This window comes from Blautia sp. SF-50 (assembly GCF_900101315.1).
GTDB classification, from domain to species: Bacteria; Bacillota; Clostridia; order Lachnospirales; family Lachnospiraceae; genus Blautia_A; species Blautia_A fusiformis.
Map to the genome: position 1 here is coordinate 19,038 of NZ_FMUW01000020.1, position 16,340 is coordinate 35,377.

A 16,340-nucleotide genomic window follows, 5' to 3' on the forward strand; every position below is an offset into this window, starting at 1 on the left:
TGTTGTTAAATATGTGATACACCTGTAGTAAAAATACTTATCTGTGATCAATATCATTTTCCGTATCGTCTAGGAATGTAAATATATATCCCCAGTATTTCTCCAGAATCTTACCTCTGCTTCCATAGATCTCATGCTTTGTTCCGATCATATGGATATAATCACAGCTTGTTTTTCCCTGGCGATTGATCTTTCCGGCAAAATTTTTCAGGGCACGGACAGACACCAGATCTTCAGTCTGGGCCTGAATGAGCAGCATTGGTGCCGTATATTTTTTCCATCCGTAGAGACGCAGATACCAGCTCATTTCCGCAGAAGCCCAGAGCCAGCCGTAGGATGGAGACCAGGTCTGGAGCTCCTTATGTTCTGCACGGAGATTTTTGTATCGCTCGTATCTTGGTTTTGATGTTGCGGAGCTTGTCTCAAAAGAACCGCTGCCATCGTAAGGCTTTCGGCCAGCTACATATTCCTCATCTTTTCCGAAAATGCATTTCTCCAGAGCTATGCCGGTGGCTGCCGGCCACGGAACATTATCTGTAAGAGGACGGATCATCGGAGAAGAAAGGATCACCTTGTGAAACCAGTCCGGCTCCCAAGCTGCAGCAATACCACCGATGGCACCACCCATGGAATGTGCATACAAGTTAAGTGACAGATCCGGATGTGCTTTCTTTATGTAGCGGCATGCTTTCAGAAAATCGCGGATATATCTTCTCCATGTATCGATGTGGACCAGAGACGGGTCTGCGGTAAGACGATAGCTGCGGCCATGACCGCAATGCTCCGGAATATATACATGATAGCCTTCCTTAAGAAAATAATAGGCCACTTCATCATATTTTACTGCTGATTCTGTGAATCCGTGGCTGATGACTACCACACCTTTAGGCATATCAATATCAGACAGATACTGCAGCATATGGATCTTACCTGTGATCCGTTTGCTTTCGTTACGAAACGGATAATCCGCACCCGGTACATAAAGTTCCCTTCTGTGAGACAGAAGATATGGCGTTACGATATTTTTCATGGTTTCTTCGTATTCATTTTCATGTATGATCTGCATATTGGTTAAAAACCTCCCTTGCTTTTACTGTATTGCTTTTTTGCTTCTCCCAAACTCTGCTTTTCAAAACCCTTCCATATTGTTACAGCTGTTTTCTTACAGGATAACAGAATTCACTCCTCCAGGCAATCCTTTTCAGACCATTTTGCTCTTTAATTCTCATTAAAAAATGCCCGAACATTTTGATATGTACCGGGCATTTCTTCTATTATTTAATAAAATCTCACAATATCTTCCACATCTTTACGTTTCGGTCTTGCAGGCTCTTCGGCTGCTTTTCCGATGGCGATCACTGCCACTACCGTTTCTGTTTCCGGAATGGAAAGGATCTCACGGAGCTTGTCTCCGGCACGAAGTCCCATGATCAGGGTTCCATATCCAAGCTCCTTTGCCTTCAGGATCAGATTCTCGTTCTGAAGTCCCAGATCATAGCAGCCCCAGCCGTTTCCAAGCTCATTATCCGGTGTTCCGTCTTTCTGAAATCCGGCATGGTTATGTACAAAGGTTGTAACGATCAGGGAGGCATTCTCTGCTTTTGCCTGGTTCATTTCCGGCAGACATTCTCTGCTGACCTTCTCCACCATCTCTTCGGACATTACACAATAATATCTTCCGGTCTGGGAGTTTTTCCAGCTGGGTGCTTCCTGAGCGGCCCGGATCACTGCAAGAAGATCTTCTTTTGTGATCCTGCTCTCCGGGCTGTATTTACGGATGGTCCTTCTCTCTTCGATCAGTTTCTGAAATTCCATATTTTTCCTCCTTATCTGTCCGGTGCAGGATCTGCTTCCGAATCCTGCAGTTATTCCGGCACGGATTTTTATGTTCACACTTTTTATGGAGCCATTTTAACACAATGCCGTATTGAAATCAATTTCAAAACCCCGGCATCGTTACTGTTCATTCTGCGACCGTTACTGTTCACTCCGTTCTCAGCAACACGTTTCAAAAAATATTGCCTGGGAACAATAACTGCAATACCACTTATGAAGATTTTTTTTGATTTACCACATAAATTCCCACACAGACAAGAAACAGTGCGATGAGACTTCCCATATTAAATGCCTGACGTACCTCTCCCAGAACCAGTGCAGACAAGATCACACTGAACAAAGGATTTACAAAACCAAAAATCGCTACCCTGGATACATCATTCCAGGCAAGCAGCACTGACCACAGTGTATAGGCCACTGCAGACACCATTGCCAGATAAAAGATGATTCCAATACCGGCGGCATTTACCACTCCGAAATGTCCTCCCATCCCTTTTCCGATCAGGAACAGAATGATCCCGCCCATGGTAAACTGCGTTCCGCTGAGTACCACCGGAGATACCTTTCTGGAAAAAATATTGATCAGCACCGTGGACATTCCGTAAGAAAACTGCGCGATCAGAATAAATCCTTCTCCTGTAAGCCTAAAACCTGCATCCAGAGAATTTCCCATGAGATTGATCACGACCACGCCAGCAAAACCGAGGATACAGCCGAGCATCTTTCGCCCGGTCATTTTTTCCTTGTGAAAAACAAGGCAGGACAGCAGGATCGCAATAAAATTCCCAAGACCTGTGATAATAGCGCCTTTTACACCGGAGGTATGTGCCACACCTATATAAAAGAAGAAATACTGACATACCGTCTGAGCCATACATACCGGCACCGCATATTTCAGAACAGTTCGATCCGGAAGCAGAACCTTGCGTTCACGCAAAGATGCAAAGATCAGTACAAGGATTCCTGCCAGTGCAAAACGCACACCTGCAAAAACGATCTGACTTGCCGTATCTGCAGAATCCATCTGCATCAGACGGTATCCTGTCTTGATCAGCGGGATCGCACTCCCCCAGAGAAGACAGCAGACGCAGGCAAGCGCTGCCACCACCCAGGTTTTTTTTAATATTGTTTTTGTTTGTTCCATTTGTTTATTCTCTCTTTCTCAAAACTTCTTCCATCTGACTGATCACAGCTTTTATTTCATTTATTGCACTGATACTTACGTCCCGGAAATCAAGCTTTTTCCCCTTTCCGTATAATTCCGCCTCATAAGCGCTGGCTTTCTCTTCATCTTTATCCTTGTATCGGGCTTTTCCGATCAGCCAGGCACTGGAATCCGCACAGTCCGGATATTCCGTATTTCCCCGGATCAGAAAATCCTCTGAAGCTTCCGTCAATGCTGTTTTCAGTTTTTCTGCTTTATCCAGAAATTCTTCCGTTGTCTGCGGATAATGTTCTTTTATATAGAGGAGATTTTTATGAATACAGGTGGCACTTTTTTCCATTAGTTTCCGTTCTTCCGGATCTTTGAAATTATCATATTCCCCAGGCCGGACTTCCCATCCGCGGATGGATTTGCTTAATTCCATCAGCCAGTATACATGACGGGAAACATCGTCCGGAAACATAAAATACGTAGAAAATTCATGATCGATCATAGGTGCAAGACTTATGATCCCGCCATCTTTATCACAGAGAAATGCTACATTTTCATAATGATAATTCTGGTCTCCCTTCAGGACAGAGATCAGTACCTGCATGGCAAGCTGTTCCGCCATTTCCTGATGCTCCTGCAAAAAATCAGCTTCAAAAATATCTCTATAATCATAAAACATCTGACAATAGTTTACATAATTATCTATATCTACCTTTTCATCCGGATATTTCCTGAAAAACTCCAGAAGATTCAAAAGGGATTCCCCTTCTTTATAGGCCATGGGTACTGCCGTTCCGTAGTCAAGATATTTTTCATTTACTGCCTCATACCCTTCACAGATGGCCAGTTCATACCTGGGCGCAGGCATAAAATATTCATTAATGATCGTTGACCAGAACACCTCTGCATAAGCATATAGTGGCGTGGAAAATGGTTTGGATTTCGTCAGTGGCTTGAAAATCATATTTCCAGGAAATATGGGGAAATGTTTTTCCCCGCTTACCACGCCTACAGCTTCAGACTTAAGATTTCCGATTCGATTTTTGTATTGATAGTGTCTGACTTTATAATACATAACAGTCATATCGTATTGCCTTCCCCTTCAATGTATAAGACGGCTCCCGGCCGGCAAGACATTCACTTTTCAGCGGACGCTTGACGATGATCTTATCCGGATTTGCTCTGATAGCTGCATCAAAAAGATCCTTTTCCCCGGAACACGGTGGTTCCAGCTTCTGGATCAATTGAAGTTTCTTGTTGATCAGGCTGGATTTCTGTCTTGCCGGAAACATAGGATCCAGATAGATCACGTCTACAGGATCCAGAAGCTTTGACATACCTTCTACACTGTTTCCCTCGATCACCTTCATACGACCAGCAATATCTTTCAGATCCATATTTTTCTTGGCACGGCGAATGGCATCTTTAAGAAGGACTGCGATCACCGGATTCTGCTCGTACAGCGTCACCTCATAGCCCTGGGCTGCCAGAAGAAAGGCATCCTCACCCATTCCTGCCGTAGCATCGATGGCCTTCCTTCCCTCCTTATCTGACTTTACCGCCTTCACCAGCATCTCATGCTGAAGTCTGCCTCTGGTAACTCTGTGAAGCATCGTCTCCACAAAATCCCCCTGATAGGTCAGCCCGAAACCGGACAGCGAAACGCCCCTGGAATCAAACCGCACCGTCAGAAAATCTCCCGGCTTATCCTGAAGCTGCGCTCCGGTCCTCCTGCAAAAGGCTTCCGCCATATCTCTCTGTCCGCCCTTTCCAAGACAGACTGCGATTTTATCATTCATTTCCTGATTCTCTCTTTCATGACTCTTTTTCATAAGCTCTTTCATTCTACAATTTTACAAAAAAAATTGCAATTCATCTCAAAAAAAGATGTCCGCAGACGTACCAAAATACGCTGCAGACATCCAATGTCTGATCCATAGTCAGGCGATTACTTAATGCTTGCTGTCCTAAAACAGAAGCTGAAGTCCCATTGCAATGATCCACATATATGCACAGGTCTTTGGGATCATCAGTAATCCGACCTTGGGCTTTGTTTTGCTGAATAAGGTTACCGGAAGATAGCATCCAAAGGAAATGATGATCGCAGCAACCATTCTTGTCATGTGATACCCATTCGCATTTCCGGAGATCGCATACAGAATGATCACACCGATACCGGTAACTGCAAAAACTGCATTTCTCAGGATGGATAATTTCATATTTCCATCATCTGTACACCAGTTATTCTGAGGAAGGAAGCATACCACGATCCTGATGATCGCAGAGATCCAGATCATTGCTTCCACTGCTGCCGGTGCATTCAGCTCCGGGAAGGTAAGCTTCCATACATACAGTAAAATAATATAAAATACAGTCATCGTGATCGAGGATACCTGTAATCCGATTCCCAGCTGTTTCCTGATCTTCTCGCTGCTTCCATGGACAGCTCTGATGATCCTTGGCACCAGATGGAAAGCATCTCCGCCACAAAGTGTCAATGTCAGTACTCCGTAAAGGATAAACAAAGGATTACCCTTCGAAAATACAAAGAAAAAAATTCCTGCGATCAGATCGAATATCAAATATCCTGCGTCAAATATTGCCTCCATTATGTCCGGCATGTTTTTCTTACTATTTTCTCTCATGCTTCCTGCTCCTTTACGATCAATTGTTTATAACAAAAATAATTTCTGGTAAATACCACCCCCGCCAGGGCCAGTGCACAGCCGAGACCGGAATAGAAAAAAGCAACGACCGAAAACAGATACAGATACCACTTCCGATCGATCACCCGGTATGATAATATCCCAAGTCTGGCAACATTAAATCCGGCAATCAGCCATACAATACCCGCGATCAGCAAAAGAGTCCTTTTCTTTACATGAAATCTCTTTTTCATCATCTCACCTCATATATTTATCCGCATTTTCGCAGATCTTATGAAATACCTCTTTACAAATACGCTTCTCTTCCACTGTCAGGCCGTCCAAAGCGATTTTTGCAAATTCCTTCTGTGCTTTTATTCCATCTTCAATGATCCGATCTGCCTTATTTAATAAAACGATCTCGATATGCTTCTTATTATCCGCACTCTGGATCCTTTCGATCAGACCTCTGCTCTCCAGATTTTTCAGAGAAGAGGACACGTGGGATTTCGTCGACTTACGGACCTTAACGATCTCAGCCGCAGTATTATGCTGTGGATTGTTGTGTAAAAACATAAGGATATCATATTCCATATGCGTCAGCTGATATTTCTCACATACACTCCCTGTGACTTTTTCATAACAGCTTGTTATCGTTTTATGCTGATCCCAGAAAAACATAGCCTTCCTCCATATCTTTTCGTTCTATTTAGAACGATTGTATGGCATTGTTCTCTATTTGTCAACTATAAAATATCTTCTTTCACCATTTATATATCTGCCACAAATAAAAGCTGCCGCTTTGCGATCTATCAACCGCTAAAGCGACAGCTTTCTTCTCAGCCGTATATTTATTTTGAATTTCTCTTTCCTTTTCTGACTTTGATCCTGCGGATCATCCTTCGGATCAGAAATACCACAAGCACAATGATCACGATAAAGATCAGACAAATACCTGCGATCATTGCCGAAAACTTATTCGGCTGCTTCACCAAATCAATGATATTTCTGCTGTCCTCCACAACCTTACGTCCATGTGTCGTCTCATAATATTCCGGCACATTGGCAATTCCGTCGCCGTCTGTATCCTCAAAGGACTGCATATATCTTGCGATCGCATCCCAGGCCTTTAATTCCCTGTCGTCCTCCATGATTGCCTGATCTTCCAGATTTTCAATAGGATTTCCATCCCTGTCCTTCGGTTCAAGAGACAGCAGTCCATAGGACATTTTCATCACTGAACCAAGCATCTGGCCGGTATACAGATCTGTCACAACATGATACAGCTTGTCATCCTGGATCTCGATCCGCTCTCCGTCTGCCCTGGTGAGATAACAATCTGTCACCTTATTCAGGATCATCCGATGTGGATTGTATGCAAAATTCAATCCACTGCAATATAACCTTGCCGTTGTCATAAAATCTGATACAGAAGCATCCACCTCCGCTACCAGCCTCAGCTCCTTTCCGGTCAGGTATGCACTGATCAGCGGGTATCCGGCAACACCATCCTTTCCGATTCCCAGTGAAAAGGAATTAAAAACATCCTCTACTGTGATATCGCCCTTTGTGTATGTATCCCGCACGGTTCCGCTTGGAACAACGGCTACATCAACCGGATCACCATCATAATACTCGGAATTTTCCACTGCATATATGTATGCATCGGACATGATATCACCAAGATTCAACTCTTCATGCTTCGTGCCCATTTCTTCCAGACTGTTGAATTCAACATCATTTTCAGCAAGAACCTCTTCCCTTGTATAGCCGAAATCGGCAAGATAATTCTTATCCACCGTATCCATCAGGGCATCGATCTGTTCCTGTGTCGCCTGGTCCGGTTTTACATCCTCAGAAACAGGGATCAGCTCATAGGATGTCAGCTCCCACCGTCCGTCCTGCTTCTGTGTCATGGAAAGTGATCCCAGATTTCTTCCGTATTCGCCGCAGGATACGATATATGTGTTCCCATGCTGAATTGCCTCTTTCAGCTCTGTGTGCGTATGTCCGCTGATGATCAAGTCGATATCCGGCACCTCTTTTGCAAGGATCTCATCCTCCGATTTGTTCTCATCCTCCCAGGTTCCTCCATGGGACACACAAGCGATCATATCCACTTTTTCATTTTTTCGGATCTCTTCTACCGTCTGTTTTACGGCCTCAACCGGATCCTTGAACTTTAATTCACAGGTCGGTGCACATTCCAGGGCATCCTTACCGAACACACCGACTACCGCAGCCTTTACATCTCCTTTTTGAACTACTACATAATCCTTCACACCGTAGGCTTCAAATGCCGACCGGATCTGCTTCTGACCATCGCTTAATCCATCCTGCTCCATGCTGTCCCAGTCCACGTTGCACACTACCAGTGCCGGCACTGTCTCACCGGAAGCCTTCGCAGCCTCCAGCATATTTGCCAGTCCCTTTGAACGATAATCATATTCATGATTCCCCAGAGTCGTCACATCATACCCCAGATATCCCAGCATTCGAAGCTCTGCCGCCTCCGTATCGTATACGGTCTGGATCAGGGTTCCCATGGAAAAATCACCGCCATCCAGCACCAGGGTGTCCGGATCTTCCTGCTTCTTTTCATCGATCAGGGTTTTGATCCTTGCAAATCCGCCAACCTCTTTTTGCTCTCCATCTACGATGGTTGAAAAGCTGTTCAAATGCGAATGTGTATCATGGCTGAACAAAACATCGATCTGTTTTGCCTCGGCTGCTTCCACCGGGACATTCCATGCAAGAGGAAGCAGCAATGCAGCAATAAGCATGATCGCCAGCAGCTTTGCTGAAATTTTCTTTCGTGTTTTCATAACACTCTCCTTTTGTATATAGTTTTCTTATGCCTTTTTACAAAACCATCAATAATGTTCCCACACCGATCAAAATACATCCCATCATCGATTTTGCTGTGAATTTCTCATGCAAAAAAACAAATGCCAGTACCAGTGTGATCACAACACTCAGCTTGTCTATCGGCACAACCTTGGATGCATCGCCTATCTGCAGAGCACGATAATAGCATAACCACGAAGCACCCGTTGCCAGACCTGAAAGGATCAGAAACAGCCAGCTTTTTTTGCTGATCGCTGCGATCCCGCCCTGGGTATTTGTGAGGAAAACCATTCCCCACGCCATAACCAGCACCACCATCGTTCGAATCGCTGTTGCAAGATTCGAATTAACACCGACAATACCTATCTTGGCCAGTATGGAGGTCAGCGCCGCAAATACAGCAGACAGCAAGGCAAACACAAACCACATAGTAACTCCCCCACTTAAATATAAGATTTTTCTTAACTATCCCAATACAAGTCCATCATATCATTTCCCCTCTGATATGTCACTATTTACAATTTCCTCCGCCGTATATTCCTCTATTTCTGTCTTTGTCACCTGTTTGATATGCTTTTTCTTCAGGCGCAGATATACGAATTCCCGAAAGATAGTATAGAACACGGAAAGCAGCGGAATGAAAACAAGCATACCTACAATTCCCATAAGGTTTCCGCCGATCGTAACTGCTGCAAGAACCCAGATCGACGGGAGTCCTACGGATTCACCCACAACATGAGGATAGATCAGATTTCCCTCGATCTGCTGCAGCACCAGAAATACTATAATAAATAAAATTGCCTGTTTCGGATTTACCATAAAGATCAAAAAGCTTCCCACCGCACACCCGATGAAGGCCCCGAAAATCGGAATCAATGCGGTAAACGCAATCAAAACTCCGATCAAAAGTGCATATGGCATCCTCAAAATACTCAGTATCACAACAAACATACAGCCGAGGATCACAGCTTCCAGACACTGACCTGCAAGAAAATTTGCAAATGTCCGATAAGTCAGAGAACAGACTTTAAGAAAAGCATCTGCCTTTTTCTTTGGGAGAAAGGCAAAAAATACTTTTCGGATCTGCACATGCAGCTTCTCCTTCTGAAAAAGGACATAGCAGGCAAATGAAAAAGCAATAAAAAAGGTTGCCAATCCACTGACTATGGAACCCACTGCTGACATTGTGGTATTCATCATATTTCCTGCACCGTTTCCAAGAAGGCTTATCCCCCACTTGATCGCCTGATCCGGATTAAACTGTACCTGATCTACCAGCTTCATGATTTCCTGGTTATTATGGGAGAATTCCCGGATCCAGCTTTGCATCTGCGGAATAAAATCAGCGATACTCATCATCAGAGTTCCCATTGTCCGCGTAAGCTGCGGGATCACACCGAACATTACCAGTACGATCACGCCAACCGCAAATACGATCGTAAGGAACAGACTTATCGGTCTTGCCAGTTTTGCACCTATCTTATTTTCTTTTTTTACCCTTCCAAAAATTTTCTTTTCTAAAAAGCTCATTGGCACGTTGGTCACAAATGCGATCGCTCCGCCAAGTACAAAAGGAAATGCGATCCCCCATATTGCTTTCAGCACATCGAGCACCACATCAAACTTCCACAGGGCGACCACAAGAAATGCTGTAAACACAATAAGCTCCCTGATTTTTTTTACAGATATTTTACTTATATCCACTATCATTCTCCTCTTTTTCCTAATTTCATGCGTATCCATTTAAGCAGCTGAATGATCGGAAGACTTGCAAACGCATACAGATATACACAGCCAAGCTGCATCAGATCCAGCGTCTCTACTTTAAACAGGAGATGAAATCCCGGAACCATCAGTACAACGGTAATGAGTACTGCCCCAAGTGCAAATGCTCCCTGAAGCCATTTATTATTAAAGAAACGTTTTGTAAAGATAACCGGATGATCCGATTTGCAGTTGAATCCATGGAACAAACGTGCCAGACAAAGTGTTCCGAAGGCATAAGTACTGCCAAGCAGTGCACCATTCTGATGATATCCTGTCAAAAATCCTATCATCGTCACCAGACCGATCACCAGTCCTTCCAGACCGATTTTACCAAGAAAATCCTTTGTCAGTATTGACTCGTCTGCTGATCTTGGTTTCTCATTCATCACCTCACTGCTGTGCGGCTCCACGCCTAATGCGATCGCCGGAAGGCTGTCTGTCAAAAGATTGATAAACAGCAGATGTACCGGTGCAAAGGGAACCGGAAGTCCTGCAAGGGATGCACAAAGAACTGCCAGGATGGCACCAAAGTTTCCTGACAGAAGAAACTGGATCGCATACTTGATATTCTGATATAAATTTCGTCCGTTTTCCACTGCTTTTACAATTGTTGCAAAATTATCATCTGTAAGCACCATTGCTGCGGCATCCTTTGCGACCTCGGTTCCGGTCACTCCCATTGCAACACCAATATCTGCCTGCTTCAATGCCGGAGCATCATTCACACCGTCTCCGGTCATTGCCACGATCATCCCCTTCTCCTGCCATGCACGGACAATACGGATCTTGTGCTCCGGTGACACTCTTGCATACACAGAAATATTCGGGACAAACTCCTTCAGCTGCTCATCACTCATATTTTCAATATCAGCACCTTCGCAGGCCTCTGACAGATCATGTAGGATCCCGATCCTTTTTGCGATTGCCGCTGCTGTGATCTTATGATCTCCCGTGATCATGACCGGCCGGATCCCCGCTTTTATACATTCTGCAACTGCAGCCTTTGATTCTTCCCTCGGCGGATCCATCATAGCGATCAGGCCAAGAAATACCAGATGATTCTCATCTTCTGTCGTCAATACATGCTTCTCCGGAATTTCACGATAGGTAAATGCCAGTACCCGTAACCCTTCCATTGAAAATTCCTGATTCTGGCGCCGGATCTTTTCTTTATCTGCTTCTGTGATTTCCCGAACTCCGTCCTTTGTCCAGATCCTGTCTGTCAGCTCCAGAAGCCGGTCAACCGCACCTTTTACGATCATCCGGTTCTCATCATCAATTCTGTGAAGTGTTGACATCATCTTACGGTCACTGTCAAAGGGAAGCTCTCCTTCCCTTGGATAAAGCTTTCTTACACCAGCAGCCTCGATTCCGTACCGGCTGCCCAGATTGATCAATGCCGTTTCCGTCGGATCTCCGATCTCCACTCCATTTTCATTTGTTGAATCATTACATAAAATGCTGTAGTCCAAAAGACATCTCTGCGCCGGATCTGCTACATCAATTGCATCTGCTGTGATTCTTTTTCCATCAATATAATAATCTTCTACTGTCATTTTATTCTGTGTGAGTGTTCCGGTCTTATCCGAACAGATAACAGATACGCTTCCAAGACCTTCCACAGCCTGAAGCTTACGAATGATCGCGTGCTCCTTTGCCATCTTCTGTGTTCCGAAAGAAAGGACGATCGTCACGATAGAGCTTAAAGCTTCCGGAATCGCTGCGACTGCAAGTGCTACTGCAAACATAAATGCACTGCTGATCTTCTCACCGCGGAATACACTGATCGCAAACAGAATTCCGCAAAATATCAGGATCAGAATGGAAAGCTTCTTTCCAAAATCATCCAGATTCGCCTGAAGTGGCGTCTGTTTTTCCGAAGTCGATTTCAGAAGTCCCGCAATCTTTCCAACCTCTGTCTGCATTCCTACATTCGTTACAACCGCTCTGCCACGCCCATATGTGACAAAGCTTCCGGAAAACAGCATATTTGTCCGATCACCAAGCGATGCTTCCTCCAAAATAGTGTCCATACTCTTTTCAACCGCAAGACTTTCTCCGGTAAGGGCACTTTCATCGACCTTAAGACTTGCATTTTCAATCAGTCTTCCATCGGCTGGGATCATATCACCTGCTTCAAGAAGGATCACATCTCCTACAACCAGTTCTCTTGCCGGGAGCTGTACCGCCACACCATCACGTAATACCTTTGCCTCCGGTCCGGAAAGCTTCTTTAAGCTCTGCAGGGACTGCTCAGCCTTTACTGTCTGCACAGTTCCCAAAATCGCATTGATCGTAATAACGATCACGATAACTGCTGCACTTTCCACATCTCCAAGCATACCGGATATCACTGCCGATGCGATCAGGATCAGCACCAGAAAATCCTTATACTGTTCAAAGAAGATCTGCAAAATACTTTTTTTCTTTCCTTCTGCAAGCTCATTCCATCCGCACTTCTCTCTGGACCGTCTGACCTGTTCATCGGTAAGCCCTGATTCCCTGCTTTCCACACGCTCGAGAACTTCTTCTGCTGTCTGCTGATAAATTTCTTTCATTACCTTTGCCTCCTTTTTTGCAAATATTCACCAACTGTAATTTTTTTATGCAATAAAGGATTTTTTTGATAAAAGGATATAAAAAAAGAAACCCTTATTGCACAACAAAAAATGCAATAAAAGTCTCACCATTTCCCTGCAGCGCCGGATGTTTCCACCGTACTGACGACACTGCAAACGCAGATTTCCAAACGTAGGTTACTCCCCTTTATCAGTTTTAATAGTATAACAGGATTGGTACCTCTGTCAAGATACTTTATAAATCACACCTTGCAAATATGATACTCCGGTAACAGAAAAACTCCCATTTTTTGAGTGGAAGTTTTTCTGTTACCCTGAAAGTATTATAGGCCTGCAGCCGTTTTATTACCTTTTAAGATTTATTACTCTGATCAGCCACAATATTTCCCTGTACAACTCTTCCCTGATCTTTTCCTTTTCTCAGTCCTCGAACTACCTGCACATTTCCAAGAATCAGATAATCCATTTCTCTCTTAGTGATTTTCGCAAAATTTTTCTTTGAAACAAAATAGAAGGTAACTCCCATCAACACCCACACGATCAGTGCTGCAAAGGACTGTGGAGCCATGAATGCTGGAGAACCGGGCACGATCAGGAGCAGCAATATTACAACAGAGATCACGCAGCCACCCATTGCTACTGCCGGATGGATTTTATTTGTATCTGTATCATCGCCATATTTTTTCAGAAGAATATAAGCACCTGCACAGGTAAAGAAATATCCGAACGCAGTACCTACGGAACACATATCTACAACCCAGCCGATCACTTCTCTGCCGAAAAATGGGCAGATACAGCAGATGATCATGGTAAACCCAACACATATGGACGGAGTTTTATGCTCCGGATGAACCTTTTCAAAAGCTGACGGAAGCATTTTTGCTCTTGCCATACCAAATAAAAGACGGCTGGATGTCATAAAGAATCCGTTCATACCGGTAAAAATCCCCATGCACACTGCCAGTGCCACAAAGCACACACCAACTTTTCCCATTGCAAGATCAAGAACTGCACCTGTATGCCATTTTACAAGAGTTCCATTCGCATCTGTCATAGTCAGAACCTGCTGCCAGGGAACAACACAATCTGTCACCAGTGCCATTGCACCATATATCAAAGCACCTACGATCAATGCTGAAATGATCAGCATTTTGCACTTCTGTGGTGGAAAATCATATTCTTCTGCCGCCTGTGGAATACAGTCAAATCCTACGTAAAGGAACGGAGCCAATGCCAGGATAGATACAAAACCGCTTCCAAGAGACTTGCCTTCGGCTCCGTATGCCGGTTGCAAGTTTGAAGCATCAAAATGTCCTGTTGCGATCACACCAATGACTGATACAACAACCGCTGCACACATGATAAGGACCATCGCAAGCTGAAGATTTCCTACAGATTTCGCACCTTTGTAATTCATGATCCCGAAAAGTACGATAAAGAACAGGGATAATCCGACTTCACCCATATATACATCATATCCTGCAATTGTATACAGGTAACCTCTGTTAAAAACTCCAGGGAAAATATAGGATGCCAATACCGGAAGTGCCGTTGCATTCAAAGCTACAATAGACAGATATCCAAGCGACAGCATCCATCCGCATATGTACGAAGCAGTTCTTCCAAAGCCTTTATATGCATAGGCAAATTCACCACCCGCTACCGGGAATTTTGCGATCATATAAGAATAGCTGTAGCCTACCACGATCATTAAAAGACCGCCTGCCAGAAATCCCAGAAACAGCGGGAGCGGTCCACCTGCACGTTCTGTCCAGAGACCACCCTGTATAAAACATCCCCATCCAATGATGGAACCGACTGCAACTGCCCAGATCGAACCAGGTCCCATGGATTTTTTTAATTTTGTTCTTTTATTTCTTTCACCCATATATATCCTCCTGCTTCATCAATCATATCATTCATCATCATCTTCTCTGGTTTCTTCACTGATCGTATATGCCTCACTGATATCGGAAACAAAAATTTTTCCATCACCATAATGTCCATACTGCCCACTCTTTGCACTGTTAATGATAATATCTACAACCTCATCTTTTTCTTTGTCCCCAACAGTAATATACAGCATGTTTTTTGCCATTTCCTGATAAAGGACATCCCCTACCTGAATTCCTTTTTCCTTACCTCTTCCTGAAATTGCCCATTTTGAAAAAGCAAAATATCCTTCCTGCTCCAGTGCTTTGATGACGTCCATCACTTTCTCAGGTCTTACGATTGCTGTGATCAGTTTCATAATCCTTCATCTCCCATCCACAAATACAAAAAGAGCCCAGATACCAAAGTATCCGGACTCCATCGTCTCTCTCTATATTATCATTATTTTTTTCAATATTCAATCAAAATCTTTCACTTTCCGGCCAGATATCGATACATCTCATCCAGCATCTCGTCTGTGATCTCTACCGGATTGTTATAAAGGTTCGGGTGTCTGCTGATGCGAACCAGCTCCGCAATCTGATCATCATCAAGCTCCAGATCCTTCAGATCACACCGCAATCCTATTTTTTTCTTTAATTCAAGAACTGCATCCGCCATCTCTTCTGCATCTTTGAATCCAATCCTTCTGGCAAATTCCTCTACACGTTCACCACCTTCGCCTTTTGCATTGATTCTTATAAAATAATCCAGGGTCAGGCCACACGCCTCGCCATGGGGGATGTGATAAATATTGGTCAATGGAAATGAACATGCATGGGACGAAGTGGTTTTCGGTAAAGTAAACGCCAATCCTGCGATCAAAGATGCTTCGCACATTTTCTCCCTTGCTTCCTCATCATCGGGCTTCCTGTATGCTCTGTAAACATATTTAAATACCAGTTCTGCTGCATGCATCGAAAGTACATCACAGATCGGCTGATGACCTTTGCTCCAATAGCCTTCGATCGCATGGGAAAGAACATCAATTCCTGTTCCTGCCGTAACCTGCGGTGGCATTGTATAAGTAAGTTCCGGATCAATGATAGCTGCTGCCGGATAAAATCCCTCTGATACGATCGGCGCTTTTTTTCCATTTGCATGATCCGAAAGAACTGATACACAGGTCACTTCACTTCCTGTTCCTGCAGTCGTAGGAACTGCGATCAGTGGAAGATGTTTCTCCGGCATTGCTACTCCGGTTCCATGATACTTACGGATGGAATCCGAAGTCAGAGCTACACTGGCAGCTGCTTTGGCACAATCCATGGGACTGCCTCCACCCAGTGCTACCACAAATCCGATATTTTTCTGCCGGATCACTTCCGCACAGGCATCTACCTCTGCAACGTCCGGGTTTGGAGAAACATCTCCAAAAGAAGCAACGATCATTCCTTCTGACTCTTTTATGACCTTTTCGGCAAGACCGCTTTTAAAGAAAAACGGTCCTGCCACCAGAAGGCCTCTTTCGCAGCCAAGCTCTCTGGCTATTTCTTTGATTTCTTTTACTCTGCCTTTGCCGAAATGAATTTTTACCGGCTGTAGATAATCCCAGTTCATAGGCTACCTCCTGCTTTA

General features: G+C 44.2%; 15 protein-coding genes. All 15 read right to left on the minus strand.

Annotation, left to right across the window (positions count from 1 at the left end):
- Positions 1 to 37: 37 nt before the first annotated feature.
- Positions 38 to 1,066, minus strand: coding sequence for an alpha/beta fold hydrolase (locus BLP57_RS12295; protein ID WP_015525502.1), 1,029 nt, complete (start codon positions 1,064 to 1,066; stop codon positions 38 to 40).
- Positions 1,067 to 1,278: 212 nt separating this feature from the next.
- Positions 1,279 to 1,815, minus strand: coding sequence for a nitroreductase family protein (locus tag BLP57_RS12300; protein WP_092072068.1), 537 nt, complete (start codon positions 1,813 to 1,815; stop codon positions 1,279 to 1,281).
- A gap of 232 nt (positions 1,816 to 2,047) precedes the next feature.
- Positions 2,048 to 2,980 carry a DMT family transporter gene (locus BLP57_RS12305; RefSeq protein ID WP_021652647.1) on the minus strand — a complete coding sequence of 311 codons (933 nt, stop codon included), beginning with the start codon at positions 2,978 to 2,980 and terminating at the stop codon, positions 2,048 to 2,050.
- A 4-nt stretch (positions 2,981 to 2,984) separates the two neighbouring features.
- On the minus strand, positions 2,985 to 3,956 hold the full coding sequence (locus BLP57_RS18315; protein ID WP_242872623.1) for a hypothetical protein: 972 nt from the start codon (positions 3,954 to 3,956) through the stop codon (positions 2,985 to 2,987).
- A 100-nt stretch (positions 3,957 to 4,056) separates the two neighbouring features.
- Entirely contained in the window at positions 4,057 to 4,824 is a 768-nt protein-coding gene (locus BLP57_RS12315; RefSeq protein WP_330389449.1) for a class I SAM-dependent methyltransferase, read from the minus strand.
- Between the two features lie 135 nt (positions 4,825 to 4,959).
- Positions 4,960 to 5,637: a hypothetical protein gene (locus BLP57_RS12320; protein WP_092072070.1), complete on the minus strand. Its 678-nt coding sequence runs from the start codon at positions 5,635 to 5,637 to the stop codon at positions 4,960 to 4,962.
- Positions 5,634 to 5,894 (minus strand): hypothetical protein, encoded by a 261-nt coding sequence (locus BLP57_RS12325; protein ID WP_330389450.1) that lies wholly within the window; start codon positions 5,892 to 5,894, stop codon positions 5,634 to 5,636. Before BLP57_RS12325 ends, BLP57_RS12320 begins: the two co-directional genes overlap by 4 nt.
- A 1-nt stretch (position 5,895) precedes the next feature.
- A complete protein-coding gene (locus BLP57_RS12330; RefSeq protein ID WP_015525496.1) occupies positions 5,896 to 6,318 on the minus strand; it encodes a MarR family winged helix-turn-helix transcriptional regulator in 423 nt (140 codons plus the stop codon).
- Between the two features lie 170 nt (positions 6,319 to 6,488).
- The gene (locus tag BLP57_RS12335) at positions 6,489 to 8,462 is read right to left on the minus strand and encodes a bifunctional metallophosphatase/5'-nucleotidase (protein WP_092072073.1); all 1,974 of its coding nucleotides are present in this window, start codon (positions 8,460 to 8,462) and stop codon (positions 6,489 to 6,491) included.
- 37 nt (positions 8,463 to 8,499) lie between these two features.
- Positions 8,500 to 8,913, minus strand: coding sequence for an EamA family transporter (locus BLP57_RS12340; RefSeq protein WP_015525494.1), 414 nt, complete (start codon positions 8,911 to 8,913; stop codon positions 8,500 to 8,502).
- A gap of 60 nt (positions 8,914 to 8,973) precedes the next feature.
- A complete protein-coding gene (locus BLP57_RS12345; protein ID WP_242827006.1) occupies positions 8,974 to 10,188 on the minus strand; it encodes an AI-2E family transporter in 1,215 nt (404 codons plus the stop codon).
- A gap of 2 nt (positions 10,189 to 10,190) precedes the next feature.
- Entirely contained in the window at positions 10,191 to 12,809 is a 2,619-nt protein-coding gene (locus tag BLP57_RS12350) for a cation-translocating P-type ATPase (RefSeq protein ID WP_092072076.1), read from the minus strand.
- 373 nt (positions 12,810 to 13,182) lie between these two features.
- Entirely contained in the window at positions 13,183 to 14,718 is a 1,536-nt protein-coding gene (locus tag BLP57_RS12355) for an APC family permease (RefSeq protein WP_092072079.1), read from the minus strand.
- A gap of 27 nt (positions 14,719 to 14,745) precedes the next feature.
- A complete protein-coding gene (locus BLP57_RS12360) occupies positions 14,746 to 15,081 on the minus strand; it encodes a P-II family nitrogen regulator (RefSeq protein WP_015525489.1) in 336 nt (111 codons plus the stop codon).
- Positions 15,082 to 15,194: 113 nt separating this feature from the next.
- The gene (locus BLP57_RS12365; protein WP_092072082.1) at positions 15,195 to 16,322 is read right to left on the minus strand and encodes an iron-containing alcohol dehydrogenase family protein; all 1,128 of its coding nucleotides are present in this window, start codon (positions 16,320 to 16,322) and stop codon (positions 15,195 to 15,197) included.
- Positions 16,323 to 16,340: the final 18 nt, after the last annotated feature.